This window comes from Pseudomonas taiwanensis (assembly GCF_013393345.1).
Taxonomy (GTDB): Bacteria; Pseudomonadota; Gammaproteobacteria; order Pseudomonadales; family Pseudomonadaceae; genus Metapseudomonas; species Metapseudomonas resinovorans_C.
Window position 1 is genome coordinate 12,977 of record NZ_QJRF01000067.1, and the last position, 15,601, is coordinate 28,577.

At 55.2% G+C, this 15,601-nt stretch carries 13 protein-coding genes; all 13 read right to left on the reverse strand.

Going from position 1 to position 15,601, the window contains the following annotated elements:
* Positions 1-50 precede the first annotated feature (50 nt).
* Positions 51-1,148, reverse strand: a complete 1,098-nt coding sequence (locus tag DM872_RS19505) for a glycoside hydrolase family 5 protein (RefSeq protein ID WP_179061021.1) — start codon at positions 1,146-1,148, stop codon at positions 51-53.
* Positions 1,081-2,439 (reverse strand): O-antigen ligase family protein, encoded by a 1,359-nt coding sequence (locus tag DM872_RS19510; protein ID WP_179061022.1) that lies wholly within the window; start codon positions 2,437-2,439, stop codon positions 1,081-1,083. The genes DM872_RS19505 and DM872_RS19510 overlap by 68 nt, the downstream gene beginning before the upstream one ends.
* A 70-nt stretch (positions 2,440-2,509) precedes the next feature.
* Entirely contained in the window at positions 2,510-3,598 is a 1,089-nt protein-coding gene (locus DM872_RS19515; protein WP_179061023.1) for a polysaccharide pyruvyl transferase family protein, read from the reverse strand.
* Positions 3,595-4,785, reverse strand: coding sequence for an oligosaccharide flippase family protein (locus DM872_RS19520; protein ID WP_179061024.1), 1,191 nt, complete (start codon positions 4,783-4,785; stop codon positions 3,595-3,597). The genes DM872_RS19515 and DM872_RS19520 overlap by 4 nt, the downstream gene beginning before the upstream one ends.
* A 65-nt stretch (positions 4,786-4,850) precedes the next feature.
* A complete protein-coding gene (locus DM872_RS19525) occupies positions 4,851-6,389 on the reverse strand; it encodes an MBL fold metallo-hydrolase (protein WP_179061025.1) in 1,539 nt (512 codons plus the stop codon).
* 304 nt (positions 6,390-6,693) lie between these two features.
* A complete protein-coding gene (locus tag DM872_RS19530; protein WP_256873445.1) occupies positions 6,694-8,085 on the reverse strand; it encodes an undecaprenyl-phosphate glucose phosphotransferase in 1,392 nt (463 codons plus the stop codon).
* A gap of 779 nt (positions 8,086-8,864) precedes the next feature.
* Positions 8,865-9,371, reverse strand: a complete 507-nt coding sequence (gene rfaH, locus DM872_RS19535) for a transcription/translation regulatory transformer protein RfaH (protein WP_179061026.1) — start codon at positions 9,369-9,371, stop codon at positions 8,865-8,867.
* A 93-nt stretch (positions 9,372-9,464) separates the two neighbouring features.
* On the reverse strand, positions 9,465-11,711 hold the full coding sequence (locus DM872_RS19540; RefSeq protein ID WP_179061027.1) for a polysaccharide biosynthesis tyrosine autokinase: 2,247 nt from the start codon (positions 11,709-11,711) through the stop codon (positions 9,465-9,467).
* 24 nt (positions 11,712-11,735) lie between these two features.
* The gene (locus DM872_RS19545) at positions 11,736-12,170 is read right to left on the reverse strand and encodes a low molecular weight protein-tyrosine-phosphatase (protein WP_179061028.1); all 435 of its coding nucleotides are present in this window, start codon (positions 12,168-12,170) and stop codon (positions 11,736-11,738) included.
* Positions 12,171-12,395: 225 nt separating this feature from the next.
* Positions 12,396-13,055 carry a S1C family serine protease gene (locus DM872_RS19550; RefSeq protein WP_218649446.1) on the reverse strand — a complete coding sequence of 220 codons (660 nt, stop codon included), beginning with the start codon at positions 13,053-13,055 and terminating at the stop codon, positions 12,396-12,398.
* Between the two features lie 358 nt (positions 13,056-13,413).
* Positions 13,414-13,941: an inorganic diphosphatase gene (gene ppa / locus DM872_RS19555; RefSeq protein ID WP_016490694.1), complete on the reverse strand. Its 528-nt coding sequence runs from the start codon at positions 13,939-13,941 to the stop codon at positions 13,414-13,416.
* Between the two features lie 75 nt (positions 13,942-14,016).
* The gene (locus DM872_RS19560) at positions 14,017-14,835 is read right to left on the reverse strand and encodes a M90 family metallopeptidase (RefSeq protein WP_179061029.1); all 819 of its coding nucleotides are present in this window, start codon (positions 14,833-14,835) and stop codon (positions 14,017-14,019) included.
* A 10-nt stretch (positions 14,836-14,845) separates the two neighbouring features.
* Complete coding sequence (locus DM872_RS19565) at positions 14,846-15,505, reverse strand: DedA family protein (protein ID WP_179061030.1); 660 nt, start codon at positions 15,503-15,505, stop codon at positions 14,846-14,848.
* Positions 15,506-15,601 lie beyond the last annotated feature (96 nt).

Sequence of the window (15,601 nt, forward strand, 5' to 3'; positions counted from 1 at the left end):
AATCTTCGTGAGGAATATTCATGCCGATGAGTTATGCATTGATCGTCATGTCACGAAGTGGGCGATTTTTTTGTAATAGAAGAGCTTGTTTCTTCTTCAATTGCATCATGGCATGTGCCAGATTTTTTGTTTTTGGTCAGATATCTTCGTATGACTGACATTTTCTTTGCGTCATCATTATATACAAAGCCCCCATCTTTTAACTCCTTTTCTGGATCCCAGATAGAAGCTTCTCTAAAAGCGTGATAAAACCAGCTCCAGTTATTTTTTTCGAAATACTCTATTAGTCTTTCGGTATACAAAAGGCTGTCATTCGGCGCATAGTTAGATGTGCTGAACTCACCTATTATTAGATTTTCGAAATTGTTTAGCTTTCGTAGTTTTAACTCAAAGTAAGCATCTAGAGTGGCTTGGGTTCTCAGCCCAAACGGGAGTTTTGTGTTGGGTTTGAAATGGATAAGCCCCTGGTGGGTGTAGCTGCCAGGGTCATAAAAATGTATGGAGGGTCGTAGAGATTGATTAGAAAACCTTAGAAGTTCTTTCCAGTTTTCATGTTGTGCCGTGGGAATGCCTTCACTATTCATCCTGATTGTCGGTTGAATTATTAGGGTCTTACTTCCTGATACTTCTCTCAATTCAGAAACTATATTGGATATGAAGTTATAGTAGGTGGCCATGTTTTCTTTCTTTGGGGCGGCTTCGTTAACCAAGTCATATCCGATGATAGTGTCTTCGTGTTTGTATCTTTCAGCGATCTCCTTGTAACTGTTAGTTACTTTTGATCTTAGTTCCTCATCGGTCCATATTTTATCATTCGGTGTCCCGCTGAAAGTTTTTTTGTTCCCGGGATACGTATGGAAATCAAGAAGTATTTTTATATTTCTTTTCTTGGCCTCCCGGATGTAATTGTCAACTTTTATTATTGCAGCGTGATTTACCGCTCCGGCTTCGGTGAAAGCGGATTCTGTGGCTAGGGATACTCGGAGAGCATTTACATTTATATGGTATAAATAGTCGAAGTCACTGGAATTAAGCGTCAAGTCAACATTAAAACCTCTAAGAGTCTGAGGTTGGCATATATTATCGGCTGGAGTTGCTTGCAGCGGTGTCCCCATCAAGGTAACTACGGACAGCAAGATGGCTTTCACGATGGTGCCTTCGGGTTTTATCATGGATGCCTGCTATAAGGGAAATGCACATGATGGTGATTAGCTGAATGCTATCAGCTCTGAACGACCAGCCTTGCAGTCCAGTGATATGTAGGACTATAAGTGATATTGCTGCAGCTCTAATAATGTTCTGGTCTAGTTGATTGGGGCGTAGTCTAATGGTTTTCTTATACAAGCCATATGTTGATAGAAGTATAGAGAAGTAAGCGAGTAGTCCTATAATCCCTGTTTCAGATGCTATTAGTAGCACCATGTTATGCACGGGGTGCTGGAAATATCTGTACACGCCAAAATCATCATAGAAAGGCATGGCATAGATAAAGTTGTTCCATCCGACGCCAAGAATGTAATGCTCGCCTAGCATTTTTATGGCGATGTTGGCTAGAAGTAATCTAGTGGTGGTGCTGGACTCGGGGGCGTTGACAAATCTATCTTTAATGCTCTCAAACTCACTAATCCCGTAAAGCATTACTGCGCTAAATACCAGTGCTGCGCCGTATATTATTTTTTTGTTTAGTATGATTTTCTTCCCGGTCGGTGTTTTGAACCAAAAAAGACACATGGCAAGAGTCAGGAAGTAAAGGACAATCTGCGTTCTTGAGTAAGTTAAGGTAATGCAACCAAATGCGAGAACTATGGCGAACAAGTAGATTTTTTTGTTTTTATAATACACGGCCCCTATTACTGTAAAAGGAATAAGCAGCGTGATGCAGAGGGAAAGCAGCGCTGGGTGCCTTAGTGTTCCAGTGACGCGCGTTATACCATTTTCGATGAAAAGCTCTCGGACTTGGGTGGCGTCTTCTGTAGCCTCTGCTGAGCCTGTAGATAACTGGTATAAAGAGTATAGTGTTTCTAGAATAATAAAAAGCGCTGAAAACTTAATTAAATAATTTGCTTGTAAAGGGTTTTGAAATATTCTTCTTAGCAATATCAGAAGTATAAAGAATTTAAAGCATCTCAGAAGTTCGTAAAATGTGAATTCTGGTTTTTGTGAATTTATTATTGATAGGAATGAGAGGGTTATGAATGCAATAAATGAGATGATTAATGGGTCATGCTTTAGTTTTAGCGAGTATTGTTTTGTAGAGGCAATTGCCAGAGCAAGCAAGAGCGCTAGTGCAAAGTCGTAAGGTGATAAAGCCAGTTCAGCACCGCCGATGTGTATTTCTTGTCCGGGAAGTCGTAGCCTGAAGTTCAGGCTGGCGGTAATAATAAAGAATGGTATTGCGAGTTGGCTGATGGAATATCTAAAGGGATTGAGTTTTGACATGTTATCGGAGTGCACTAATTGGTTGCTTTGGTTTGTGTTGGGGGTGTGATTGAAAGGCTCTCTTCTTTGTTTAAAGTGGCGGGGGGGCTGCAGGATGTTTTCTGTTGTATGTCAGTATGGCGGCTCTTAAGTTTTTTAGTGCGTCATTCACCTCTATTTGCTTGCGATCTTTTACATCGTCTGTCACGGGAGTATATATGGGGTTGTAGTCGAGGATCGCTCTGTTTTCAATTAATCTGTCTAGGCAATCGTGCTCGGAAACCAGTTTTTTGTTTTTGTTAGAATAGTTGAATATTGCGAAAGGCGTTTTACGCTCAAGGGCTATAACTGCTGGGTGTAGTCTCACGGTAAGCAAGAATTTGCAGTAGTTTATTGCCTTGATAGATTCTCGAGTGCTACTTCCTGAGATTATTTCTACTTCAATGCCAGAGGCCTCAAAAACTTTGGCGCATTCAGTGACAATGCCACTGTCAATGGCTGGGTCGGCATTGAGAATGACTATTTTTTGTAGGTGGAGATGTTTAACTATTTTATGGGCTAGCGCTGTCAGTTCTAAATTTGTCTCGTGATAAATATTGGGATAACTATCTAAACTCCTTGGGCAATAGAGAAGATAGTCTGATGCAAGGGGAGTGTTCAGATTGTCGTCAGTGCTGGTGTAAGCGTGTGCGAGATCATGGGTAATATATATTCTTTCTTTGTTTTTTGGATTTGTTGCATGGAATGCTTTTTGGGAGTCTAAGTCTCGCGCATAAATTCTGCTGGAGATTTTTGATGCTAAATACATGCAGAGTTTTGTTTTAAACTTGCGGTAACGGTCTACTCCGATTCCGAAATAATATACTTGGCAGCCTAGAAGTTTAGCTAGCGCCATGTATTTGACACCGCCGGTTCCTCCTTCGTCCATGAAACATGTTCCACCGCCCCAGATTATCGCGGCACTTGATCGGAATGATCTTACGATCTTTGCGAGGTTCTTCTGTGAAGCCTGGATTACAGTTATATTTCGATCTTGAATAAAACTCTGTTCTTCTAGTTCTTCTTTGGCGCCATAGGTAAGGATGTCAATGGAGAATCCTTCAAATCTACTGATCAAGGCGTTGAGCATCAGAAGGTCGCCGAAATTACTTCCGTAATAACCAATAATGCAGATTTTCATTTTGCAAATGTCTTTCTGTAGATTTTTATATAAAGGGAGGCAGTAAGCAGTTCGCCGATTAGTATGCTGGCTCCAATCCCGTATGCGCCATATTTGTATAGGGAAACAATTAATGCTGCTTGGGCGAAAAGGCCGAAGGCAGATGCAGATATTTTCTTTTTTACCAGTTCTTCAGAAAGTATTGCTGCGCCGATTCCTGTAATAAAGAATCTTACAGGTATTGCAGGGCAAACGGCTCTTAATAGGTCGATTGCTTGCTGGTACTGCGCACCAAAGAGAAGGGTTACTATTGGGTCGCTTGCCATGTAAATCAATGCGGACGCGAGGAGGCCAGCGAAGAAGGACACAAGTGAGAGTGTAATTGGCTTTTTTTTCTCTGCGTTACTTAGGGTATGGAAGCGCTTTTGGAGATATGTGCCGAATATTGTGTTTGGTGCAATATATAATGCAGCAGTCAGGGTGTTGCATATTGCCATGTGGCCTGCTGCTTGTACTCCATGAATGCTACCAATTAGTGTTGTTGAAAGCTGGATCTGGGCCATATTTATAGAGCCGTTTACGGAGTACTTGAGTGATGACTTGATATACTCAAGCATCCCGCTGGGTGCTCTTTTTACGGACTCATTACTTATTGGCATCTTTCTTATGGAAAAGATGTAGAGAGCCATGCTTGCCAGATTTGCTGCGCCAATCAGAGCAGCGGCAACTGCTACTCCTGCTGGCGAGAACAACAGTGCAGAAGCTAGGGTTGCGCGCATACTAGGAAGGGTGGTTTGACTTATGGCAATCGTCTTTGCTGAGTTTTTTATCTGGCCTAGTGTCGTGAGAATCGATTGTGCTGATAAGGCGAATATGGCTGTAGATAAAATTACGGAGTAGGTGAGGGGTATCCCATAAAAGATCAGCGTTAGACTGCAAGTTAAGTACGAAATGCTGCTTATAAACAGTGTGCTTGCGATAGCTGTCTTTACTAGTTCGTAAGACTCTGCAGGTGAGATGCTTGCTCTTCTAAGGAGCAAACTTGAAATTCCGCTGCTCGAGAACGTACCTATGATTATGGTTATCGAGTTCGCTAGTGCAAGCAGGCCGAAATCTTGAGGTTCAAGGTTCCTGCTCAAAATTACTTGTAAAATAAAAGTCGCGAAAGCAGCGCCGAAAGATGCAATGAGGGTGAGTATTGCTTTCAATTTTTGAGAATTTCTAAGTTATCTGATATAGCCTTTTAGGCTCTGCTGCGTATCGTAATGAAAAGCTAACGTGACGACGAATTTAGTGCAGAATTGTTTATGAGGCGCCTGCCTTTCTTCGAATATTCCTGATCTATTGCTTTCCAAAGGACCAGTTTCCCTTTGGCCTCTCCATGAACCAACCGAATCTCGCTCGGCCAGTGGCGCATGCGGGTCACGAAGTTCACCAACCCTTTCTGGTCCGCGTGGGCAGAGTAGCCACCTACGGTATGAACACCGGCACGGATATCGAAGCGTTCGCCATCGAGGTCTACATATCCGCCTCTGAGGCCGTGCTTTTGAATCAGTTGGCCGGGTGTGCCGTTTGCCTGGTAACCGACGAACAACACGTTGTGACGTTTGTCGCCCAGCATGGCCTTCAGGTAGTTGACGATGCGGCCTCCGCTGCACATGCCGTTACCCGCAATCACGATGGCGGGGCGGGCGGTGCTAGCGAGGTGGCGCACCATGCGCAGGTGGGCGTCGTGGCTTTCAACCGTCAGCAGTTGTTCGAAGCCCAATGGTTTGCGCCCGACCTTGATGCGCTTTTGCGCTTCGGCGTCCCAGAAGTGCTGGAGGTCGCGGTAGGCGCGGGTGAAGCGGGTGGCCAGTGGGGAGTCGAGGATGATGGGGAGGGTGGGCCAGTGGGTGGTGACCGGGCCTATTCCGTCCTCCTCGTTGGAGTTGCTGCGCGCGTTGGTTTCCCTCTCCCCCGGCCCCTCTCCCGGAGGGAGAGGGGAGGAAGCTCTGGAGTGAGAGGGGAGTAAGTTTGCGTGGTGGATGATGTCTTCGAGTTCGTAGAGCAGTTCCTGGGTGCGGCCGATACTGAAGGCGGGGATCAGTACGGAGCCGTTGTCGGCCAGGGCTTGTTCGACGATGGCTTTCAGGCGCTGTTTGCGTGTGCGGCGGTCTTCATGGAGGCGGTCGCCGTAGGTGCTTTCAAGCACCAGAATGTCCGCCTTCCAGGGTGATCTTGGAGCGGGCAGCAGGGGTGTGTGGGTTGCTCCCAGGTCGCCAGAAAACACAACGCGCTTCTGTTCACCTCGCTTGGGGTAGCGCACATCGCATTCGATGTAGGCCGAACCCAGGATATGACCTGCCCGCTGCAGGCGGATACGCGCTTGCAGGTCAGGGGTGTCGATCAGGCTGTGCCAGGTGCGGAAGGGAAGCGGCATCACGCGTTGCTGTATCAGTTTGAGGTACTTCTGCAGTTGCTGCCGGTCGCGCCCGAAGGTGAACTGGAAGGCGTCCTCCAGTACCAGCGGAAGCAGCTGTGCGGACGGCTGGCTGCAGATAATCGGACCTTTGTAGCCGGCGGCGAGCAGGTAAGGTAGCCGGCCGACATGGTCCATGTGTACGTGGGTGAGCAGCAGCGCCCTGAGGGTGCTGATGTCGAAATCGATATCGAGGTTGTTTGCGCTTGCCCGGCCTTCGGCAGAGGTTTCGGCGCCCTGGAACAGGCCGCAGTCCACCAGCAGGCTGTGTTGTTCGTCCATTAGCAGTTGGTGGCACGAGCCGGTTACGCCGGTTACGGCACCGTGATGATGGATGTCTGGGAAGCGCATGGGCGTTAGTCCTTTAGGTCGAGCTGTAGCCGCTCCGTCCTGGAGCGGGTGGTGCTTGAGGCGATATAGGAAGAGCTTCGCGAGCGAGCTCGCTCCTACGGAGAGCCGGGCGTTGCGTGACGCGATCGAAAGAGCTTCGCGAGCGAGCTCGCTCCTACGGAGAACCGGGCGTTGCGTGACGCGATAGAAAGAGCTTCGCGAGCGAGCTCGCTCCTACGGAGAGCAGGGCGTTGCGTGGCGCGATGGAAAGAGCTTCGCGAGCAAGCTCGCTCCTACGAAAGCGGAGCGGGGGCGCCGGGCTGATTTAGTAGATGTCTTTGCCGAGCAGAGTGAACGGGGTTTTGATCAGGATCTTGATATCCAGCCAGATCGACCAGTTGTTGATGTAGGCCAGGTCGAGTTCCACGCGCCTTGCCATCTTGTCCAGTGTCTCGGTCTCGCCACGGCAGCCGCTGATTTGCGCCAGGCCGGTAATGCCGGGTTTGATGCGGTGGCGGGCCATGTAGGCGTCGATCTTGCCGGTGTAGTAGTCGTTGTGGGCAACGGCATGGGGGCGCGGGCCCACCAGGGACATGCGGCCTTGCAGGACGTTGAACAGCTGCGGCAGTTCGTCGATGGAGGTACGGCGAATGAAGCGGCCAACGCGGGTAATGCGCGGGTCTTCACGGGTGGCCTGCTTGACCTGGGTATCGGCGTGCACGCGCATGGAGCGGAACTTCCACACCTTGATTACCTTGCCGTTCCAGCCATGACGCTTCTGCTTGAACAGGGCGGGGCCCGGGGAAGAGAGCTTTACCGCCAGCGCCGTGCCCAGCAACAGCGGGCTGAGCAGCAGAATGGCCAGCAGGGCGGCACTGCGGTCCAGAGCGGCTTTGGTCAATGCGGCAGTGGGGTAGCTGGTGAGCGGGCTTTCATTGAGATTGATCGCCGCCAGGCCGTCGATATCGGACACCGAGTGATTGAGCAGCTTCAGGCTCTGCAGGTCCGGAATCCACACTACGTCGACGTTGGCATCGAGCAGGTCGATATAGAGACCTTCGATCTGCTCGGCGGCGGAGAGGGGCAGGGCGATATAGAGCCGGCGGATCCGGTGTTCGCAAATCAGCTCGCGCAGATGACTGAGGTTGCCGATGAGGGGGTACAGGCCATCGTCCGGATGGGGATGGTCGTCGGCGGCCACCAGGCCCACCAGGGGCTCGCTGCGCTTGCGCACCAGTTTGTCGGCCAGCTCCTGGGCAAGGTCGCCGGTGCCGATGATGAGTGAGGTGCGCGCGGTCTGGAGCTTGTTGTGATAGCGGCGGGAGAAGGCGTGCAGCGGCAGGAACAGGCAGGCCTGGATGACGTAGCCGGAGCAGGCCCAGATGATGATGACCTCTCGCGAGAAGAGCTCGCTGGTCTTGGTCAGGAAGGCCATGACCGTGAGGCCGGAAAGCAATACCAGCCAGCCGGCCAGCAGCCTGCCTGCACCCACCAGATAGCCATGATGCTTGTGGTACACCCGCAGCAGCGAATAGGCCGGCACGGAGCCCAGCAGGGTGAAGAGGGCAAGGATGCGGTACTGAGTTTCGAACTCCCCCGTCTTGCCCACGGCCAGCGCGCAGAGCAGCAAGCTCAGCATGCCCATTGCGGCGGCCCATTGGCCCCAGAACGTCAGGCCACGGCCTTCCGGTACGGGGTTTTCACGCTTGCCGATCAGGTTGATATGGCTGGTGCGTGCGCTGTTGGCGCCACGGCGAACCTTGGCGGCACGCTCGAATACGCCTGTGGTGGCGCGATGCGTGGCATGGCCCTTGGCCTTTGCAGGGGCTGCCTCAAAGTGATTAGGCACGAGTGAACCTGTCCTGATGATGATGCTACGGTCGGGAAGCTCGCCTGCGTTCCTGCGGCGGGCCCTGGGCTACTGTCCTGCGGATTCCGCTGTGTCTTCCTTGATGATCCAGAGGTTGTCTGGATTCCTCGGGGCTTGTGGCCCCTGCCCTGTTTACCGGGGGGTCGGTTTTGCCCGATCGTGCTTTTGGCACGCTACCGCCCCAGGGTTAATCGTTGATTCCCCGAGAACGATCGCTATAAGCGATGGCTGGCCTCGGGCAGGGCCCGAAGCGGCAGTAGTCTGGCGTGGTTGTAAGCGCGTATGCCGAGTCTGTGCTGGCTTGCGCTTTTACAGGAGGGGGTGTCGTCCCTGAGGGCTTGAACTGCTTATAAGCAATCTGCCTACTTCCTGAGTCGGAATATTTCCGACGCTGCATTTTACGTATTCACGCAGGATTGTGAAGCTCATCACCTTGGACCGCTCGTCGCAAAGTGAATTCTGACTTGCCTGTCGTTTCGAAATGTGTCCGAACAGCCTGATGACTCGGTAGGCGCAAGCCTGCTCTGGGCTGCGGATTCTGAGGCCATGCTTCAGATACTGGAAATTGCACGGAAATTCTGAAGAAGGGGAATGCTCGTGGCGGCTAATTCGACGGGCGGCAAGAACTAAAGCTTATCGATGCTGTTTCGCGGAACGCTGAGTGTGTGTTCGCGCTGCAGAAGTTGCAGGAGGATGAGTACGCGTTCTGTTCCATCCCTGGCCAGGAAGATGGCTTCCATCTCCTGCAAGCAGGCGCTTTTCAGGCGTATGCGGTCGCCAGGGCTCAGACATGGCTCTTGCGGTTGCGGTGATGCCAGGCGTTGCTGCAATTGCTCGATCAGCTCGTCGGCGATGGCAACCGGCTGGTCACCGAAGCACACCAGTTGGCTGACGCCACGAGTCGAGCGGATGGGGTGCCAGTTGTCGTTGACCTGGTCCAGCTGGATGAACAGGTAACCGGGGAACAGCGACTCGACGCTCTCCCGCTTTTGGCCGCCACGCAGGCGCGTGACGCATTGGGTGGGGCGATAGCACCGGAAGGCTTGGCGTACCAAGTGTTCTTCTGCCCTAGCGTCCTGCTTTGGCTTGCACTGGATCAGGTACCAGCGCGGTGGTGCAGGCTTACCTGCCATGCGGGGCACCTCAGTTGTCGGTCTGTGCCGGGCGACCGGACTTGCTCTCGACAAGCCCTCTCCCACGGGTGGGAAAGGGCGGTGTAGGGAGGCTTAAGCGTTGTCCGATTTGTACTCGTACTGATAGTAGGCGTAATTGCCGTAATAGCCGTAGGCCGATGCCTTGCGTTCCACGGCGTTGAAGATCGCGCCCTTGAGGCTGATGCCGTTCTGCTCGAAGCGGCGCTTGGTGAGCAGGATTTCCTTGGCGGCGTTCATGCCGAAGCGGGTCACGATCAGGCTGGTGCCGGCCTGGCGGCCCACCAGGGCGGCATCCGTTACCGCGAGGATGGGCGGGGTGTCGATGATGACCAGGTCGTAACGGCTGCTCGCCTGTTCCAGGAACTGGGTGAAGTTGGCATGCATCAGCAGTTCCGACGGGTTCGGCGGGATCTGGCCACGGGTGATCACGTGCAGGTTTTCCACTTCCGAGGCATAGGCGGCCTGGTCGAGGTTGATCCGTGCGGTCAGCAGCTCCGACAGGCCGTTTTCCGCTTCCTGCTGGAACATCTTGTGGATGTAGCCCTTGCGCATGTCGGCGTCGACCAGCAGGACCTTCTGCCCAGCCTGCGCGATGATGGCGGCCAGGTTGCTGGAGACGAAGGATTTACCTACCGAGGGGCTGGGGCCGGAGATCATCAGGATGTTGTTCTTCGCCTCCAGGGTGGCGAAGTGCAGGCTGGTACGCAGGCTGCGCAGGGATTCCACTGCGAGATCGGCCGGGTTGGTCACCGCCAGCAGCAGGGAGCCGGCGCTGGCATTGCCTTTGACCTTGCTCTTGAAGCTCAGCTCGTGGGTGGCTTGCTCCTTGCTGTGAGGGATGGAGGCGTAAACCGGCAAGCCCATCTGCTCGATCACATCCGGGTCTTCCACGCCACGGTTGAGCGCCTTGCGCACCAGCACATAGCTCACGGCGATCAGGCCGCCGAGCAGGGTGGCGATCAGGACGATCAGGGCTTTCTTAGGTTTCACCGGCTCTTCGAGATCGACATCCGCAGCATCAATGATGCGCACGTTGCCCACGGTACCCGCGCGGACGATGTCCAGTTCCTGGGTTTTATTCAGCAGTTGCGTATAGATCTCGGTGGTGACCTGCATGTCGCGGCTCAGACGCAAAAGCTCCTGCTGGGTTTCCGGCAGGTTTTCCACCTTTTTCTGCAGGTCGCGCTTCTGCTGTTCCAGTTGGCCCATCTGCGTGATCAGCGCCTGGTAGCTGGGGTGCTGTCGGGTGAAGCGGCGCTCCATTTCAGCGCGCTTGAGCTTCTGTTCGGAAATCAGGGTTTCCAGGGAAACGATCTGGTCCAGCACCGCCTTGGTCTCGATGGTGATGTCCACCGAGCGGGTGCTGGTCTGGTAGGCATTGAGCTGAGCTTCGGCCTTTTCCAGCTGCTTGCGCACTTCCGGCAATTGGCCCTGGAGGAACTCCAGGCTCTGGGCCGCTTCGGCGGAGTTGCGTTGTACGTTCTGCAGTACATACAGGCGGCTGACCTCATCCAGAACCTTGGCAGCTTGGACGGGGTCCTTGCTTTCCAGTGAGATGGAGATAATGCCGGATTCTTTGCCGCGCTCAGTGGCGGCTAGGTCTTCCTGGTACTCAAGGATGGTGGTCAGGCGGCGCTGCTTGGTGACGCTGAACTGAGTCCCCGCGTGGGCGTTAAGTTCTGCAATCTGCGCCTTGAAACCGTTCTGCTCGATCTGTTCGCCGACGGAGCCAGTCAGTACGGCTTCTTCGTCTTCATTCAGCAAGGTGAAGACACCGTTGCCGTCAGCGCGCAGGGTCAGTTCTTCGCCGAGGTAGGCGTCCGGAACCTCGAGTTGGAACACGTCCAGTGTCTCACCACCCCAAGCGAAGCTGCTAAGACCGAAGAAAGGCTCTGCCACTTCGTGCTCGCTCACCGGCTGGAAACGTCGTGCCAGGAACTGGCCGAACAACGGGAAATAGTGGGGCTCGACGATGATGTCGAGTTTGAGGTTATCCACTACCTGGCCCAGTACTGCGCGGGATTTCAGCAGTTCAATCTCGGTTATCGCGGTGGACGTCCCTCCTAGAAGCTCGCTCATATCGGCCATGCCGGTCAGCGCAGCCATGCCAGCTTTCTTCTCCTCCACTTGGATTAGTGCGTTGGCCTGATAGACCGGAGGTGCCAATACGGCATAGGCAACGCCCAGTACAGTGAAGAAGGCTGTGATGCCGACAATGATCCACTTACTGTCCAGCAGGGTGCCAAGCAGCCCGAGCAGGTCGATGTCGTCGTCGTCGTCGCGGGTGTCCTGCACGTGCAGGTTGTTCTGGGTCGTCATGGGGCGCGCTTCTTTAGAAGTTCTTTAGATTTTCTGCGACCAGCTTTCGACGCCTTGCGCCATCAGCTGATAGACATGTTCGAAGGCCGGCTTCTGCTGGCGATAGGGGTCCGGAATATCCTGGTTGCCCTGCCATTTGCCGAGGAGGAAGGTCTTGCCACGGGCTTCGGGGGCCATCTGCACGATGCGCTGGATATGGCCTTGCTCCATGGTCAGCACCAGGTCGTACTGGTGCAGCATTTCGCGGCTCAGCTGGCGCCCCTGGTGGTCGGGGTGATCGCCACCGTGCTCGCGCAGCACTTCGAGGGCGGTGCTGTCCATGGGTTTGCCGGCCAGGGCATGGATGCCCGCGGAAGCGACGTTGATACCGCGTGGGGCGAGCTTTGATTTGAGCAGGGCTTCGGCCGTCGGACTGCGGCAGATGTTGCCCACGCAAACGACCAGGATGTTCTTGAACATAGGATCAGCACAGGTTGCGAAATCGGTAGTAAGCCGCAGGTGTGCTGTGAAGACGGAAGGTGGATTCCATTCCAGCGTCCCGGTACGGCATCCCTGAAAGTTGCGCACTTCCAGGGGGGGATAGAAGGGGGTGCACTGTAGGGGGCAGGTGGGGCCGGGTCAATACTACTTGGTCGCTTTCTGCTCAGACGGGTTCTCGGTGAATGGCGACCGACCCCTGCCGGATCACTCGTTGATGGAAGCGCTTCGCCTATCTGTGGACGTCAGCTTCGCATGCAACAGCGTCCATTCCCGCAGGATGACCGAGTAGGGAACGAATACGCTGATGCGCTCTGCGCCTTTCACGCCGGGGTGGTCGCTGAGATCGTTCAGGGTGACCGAGTAAATCCCCATGTTGATACCCACGACGCTGCCGTCACCGGCGACCACCGGACCGCCCGACATGCCCTTGGCGATGGGCGCATCGTGGATGGCGTAGAGCTCTCCGCTGTCTTCGTCGGTGTTGATGAAGGGGGCGGGGTAGACCTTGCCCTGCCCGCTGGCGGCGACCAGGTAGGGGCTTGCACCGGTACTGGTGATGCTTTCGCCTGGTTGCGCGGCCCGCCAGGAAGGGATCCGGGTTTTGGCCTTGTGGCGGAAGAAGACCAGGTCGCAGCCCGTGCTACAGCGAAACTTCTCGTAGGGTATGAGTGGCGTGTGGGCCGTGGTGACGGCGTAATCCTCGTTCCACTGCACTGCGGACGCCATATAGAAGTAGGGCAGGGGGAAACCCGAGAAAACGGGAAAGTAGTTGCTGGTGGTGGAGCTGGCGAATTCCGGTTTCACCACGCCGTTGCATCCTGCACACAAGGCTCCTAGCAGCAGACAGGCCTTGATCATGCTCATTGTCGGTCACCGACATTCGTATGAATGGGTAGCCGACCCTGGCTGTACGACCTTTCCGCGTTGACCCGGAAGGGGTGTGGCGCGTTATTGAAAAGGGTAGTGGGTGGGCGAACTTCGGGAGCGGCGCTCGCGGCCTGGGGGCGCCAGTGGTAACAAAATCGGCGCGAGCGGATTGCAAACCCGCCTCAACCCTCGCGCGGCGCGAAGTAGGGCTATGGATCCGTAGGTTGGTGCAGAGCGAAGCGAAGCCCAACAAGCCCAAACTGGGCCAGCCCCTCTGCGCACGGATGCCAGCAGCGCTTTTCCAAAGGCAATAAAAAAGCCGGCTTGTGGCCGGCTTTTCATGAGAGGTCGGGGCTTACTTTTGGTAAGCCGCAACCGCTTTAGTGATTTCAGCACGGGCAGCGTCAGCGTTGCCCCAGCCTTCTACTTTCACCCACTTGCCTTTTTCGAGGTCCTTGTAGTTCTCGAAGAAGTGCTTGATCTGCTCCAGCAGCAGGGCCGGCAGGTCGGTGTATTCCTTCACGTCCTTGTAGAGAACGCTCAGTTTGTCGTGGGGAACGGCCAGCAGTTTGGCGTCGCCACCGGCTTCGTCGGTCATGTGCAGAACGCCGACCGGACGGGCGCGGATGACGGAACCCGGAGCAACCGGGTAGGGGGTGACGACCAGTACGTCCAGGGGATCGCCGTCGTCAGCCAGGGTGTTGGGGATGTAGCCGTAGTTGGCCGGGTAGAACATCGGGGTGGCCATGAAACGGTCGACGAACAGGCAGTCGCTGTCCTTGTCGATTTCGTATTTGATCGGCGCGTGGTTGGCCGGGATTTCGATGGCGACGTAGATGTCGTTCGGCAGGTCTTTGCCAGCCGGGATCTTGCTGTAGCTCATGGTCAACTCCCAGGGGGGCCAAAAAAGTGGGCGCGATTATAGGCATATTCCAGGGGCGATGCCACGCCGTTGTGCTCATCCATTGGTCGCGTGGCGATAGTCCGGGTGGATGTCCTGGAGGCGTTTGAGGCGCCCCAGCGGGTCCTGGCGGTAGAAGGCCTGGAGCTGGCGGTAGACGGCGGGGAAGGCCTGGTCCAGCAGGTCCGGTGCGGTGAAGAAGTACTCGCTGGCGACCGCGAAGAATTCTGCCGGGTCTTCGGCGGCGTACGGGTCGATGGGCGTTTCCGCGTCGGGGTCGCGGTCGAGCTGGGCATTCAGCGCGTCATAGGCGGTCTGCATGGCCAGGGCCCAGTCGGATTGGCGCATGTCGCGGTGCAGCGGGGGCAGGCCGTTCGGTGAGCCGTTGAGCATGTCGAGCTTGTGGGCCAGTTCGTGGATCACCAGGTTATAGCCGTCCCAGCCACCGCTCGATTTCACGCCCGGCCAGGCGAGGATGACAGGCCCGTATTGCCAGGCCTCGCCGCTGCGCTCGTCATCGTATTCGTGCTCCACGCCCGCTGCATCGCGATGGCGTTGGGGGCTGACGAAGTCGTCGGGATAGAGCACCAGCTCATGGAAGCCCCGATACCAGTCGAGGTCCGGCAGGTGCAGCAGGGGGAGTTGCGCCAGGGTGGCCAGGGTCAGGCGGTCATCGGGGGTGAGCTCGACGCCGGGCAGGGCGGTGATGCGCTTGTCATGCAGAAAGAGCACGCTGCGCTCACGCAGGCGCCGGTCTTCCGTTTCGTCCAGGCCGTCGAGTATCGGCAGGCGCTGGCGCACCCCCTCCCACTGCTGCGGGGATACCGGGTTGCGGGCGAGGATGCGCTGGCGGCGCCAGCGGCGATAGGACCACATGGCGCGTCGGTCAGCTCGAGTGCTCGGCGCCTTTGTTGGCGGGGCGAAAGTGGCTGCGGGCGAAGCCGATCATCATCGGCAGCAGCGAGATGCCGATGATGACGACGATCATCAGCGAGAGGTTCTGCTTGATGAAGGGCACGTTGCCGAAGAAGTAGCCGAGGGTCACCAGGCCGCCGACCCAGAGGATGGTGCCCAGCACGCTGAAGCCGAGGAAGCGCGGGTAGGGCATGCGGCCTACGCCGGCAACGAAGGGGGCGAAGGTCCGTACGATGGGCAGGAAACGCGCCAGGGTCACGGTCTTGCCGCCATGGCGGTCGTAGAAGTCATGGGTGCGCTGCAGGTAGTCGCGGCGGAAGATCTTCGAATTCGGATTACTGAAAAGGCGTTCGCCCGCCGTGCGTCCGACCAGGTAATTGAGGCTGTCGCCACTGATGGCTGCGACCATCAACAGGCCACCTAGCAGCCATGGGTCCATTGCGCCACCGGCACTGACCGCGCCAGCGATGAACAGCAGGGAATCGCCTGGCAGGAAGGGCGTTACCACCAGGCCCGTCTCGCAGAAGATGACCAGGAACAGAATGGCGTAGATCCAGGTGCCGTAGTTGCTGACCAGCAGATTGAGGTATTGGTCCAGGTGGAGGATGAGGTCGATCGGGTTGAAATCCATGAGGCGCCTTGTGGATAACCGAGGCCGGCGAGCGGGGTATTGGGCGCATTATAGGGACAAGAGCCATGACAGCGGCGAGTCCGTTGCCGAATGGTG

Excerpts from the sequence above, each read along its gene's own strand:
- DM872_RS19550 (WP_218649446.1), bottom strand. The coding sequence starts at position 13,055 with ATGAGCATGATCAAGGCCTGTCTGCTGCTAGGAGCCTTGTGTGCAGGA.
- DM872_RS19525 (WP_179061025.1), bottom strand. The coding sequence starts at position 6,389 with ATGCGCTTCCCAGACATCCATCATCACGGTGCCGTAACCGGCGTAACC.
- DM872_RS19515 (WP_179061023.1), bottom strand. The coding sequence starts at position 3,598 with ATGAAAATCTGCATTATTGGTTATTACGGAAGTAATTTCGGCGACCTT.
- DM872_RS19540 (WP_179061027.1), bottom strand. The coding sequence starts at position 11,711 with ATGACGACCCAGAACAACCTGCACGTGCAGGACACCCGCGACGACGAC.
- rfaH (WP_179061026.1), bottom strand. The coding sequence starts at position 9,371 with ATGGCAGGTAAGCCTGCACCACCGCGCTGGTACCTGATCCAGTGCAAG.
- DM872_RS19545 (WP_179061028.1), bottom strand. The coding sequence starts at position 12,170 with ATGTTCAAGAACATCCTGGTCGTTTGCGTGGGCAACATCTGCCGCAGT.
- ppa (WP_016490694.1), bottom strand. The coding sequence starts at position 13,941 with ATGAGCTACAGCAAGATCCCGGCTGGCAAAGACCTGCCGAACGACATC.
- DM872_RS19510 (WP_179061022.1), bottom strand. The coding sequence starts at position 2,439 with ATGTCAAAACTCAATCCCTTTAGATATTCCATCAGCCAACTCGCAATA.
- DM872_RS19565 (WP_179061030.1), bottom strand. The coding sequence starts at position 15,505 with ATGGATTTCAACCCGATCGACCTCATCCTCCACCTGGACCAATACCTC.
- DM872_RS19560 (WP_179061029.1), bottom strand. The coding sequence starts at position 14,835 with ATGTGGTCCTATCGCCGCTGGCGCCGCCAGCGCATCCTCGCCCGCAAC.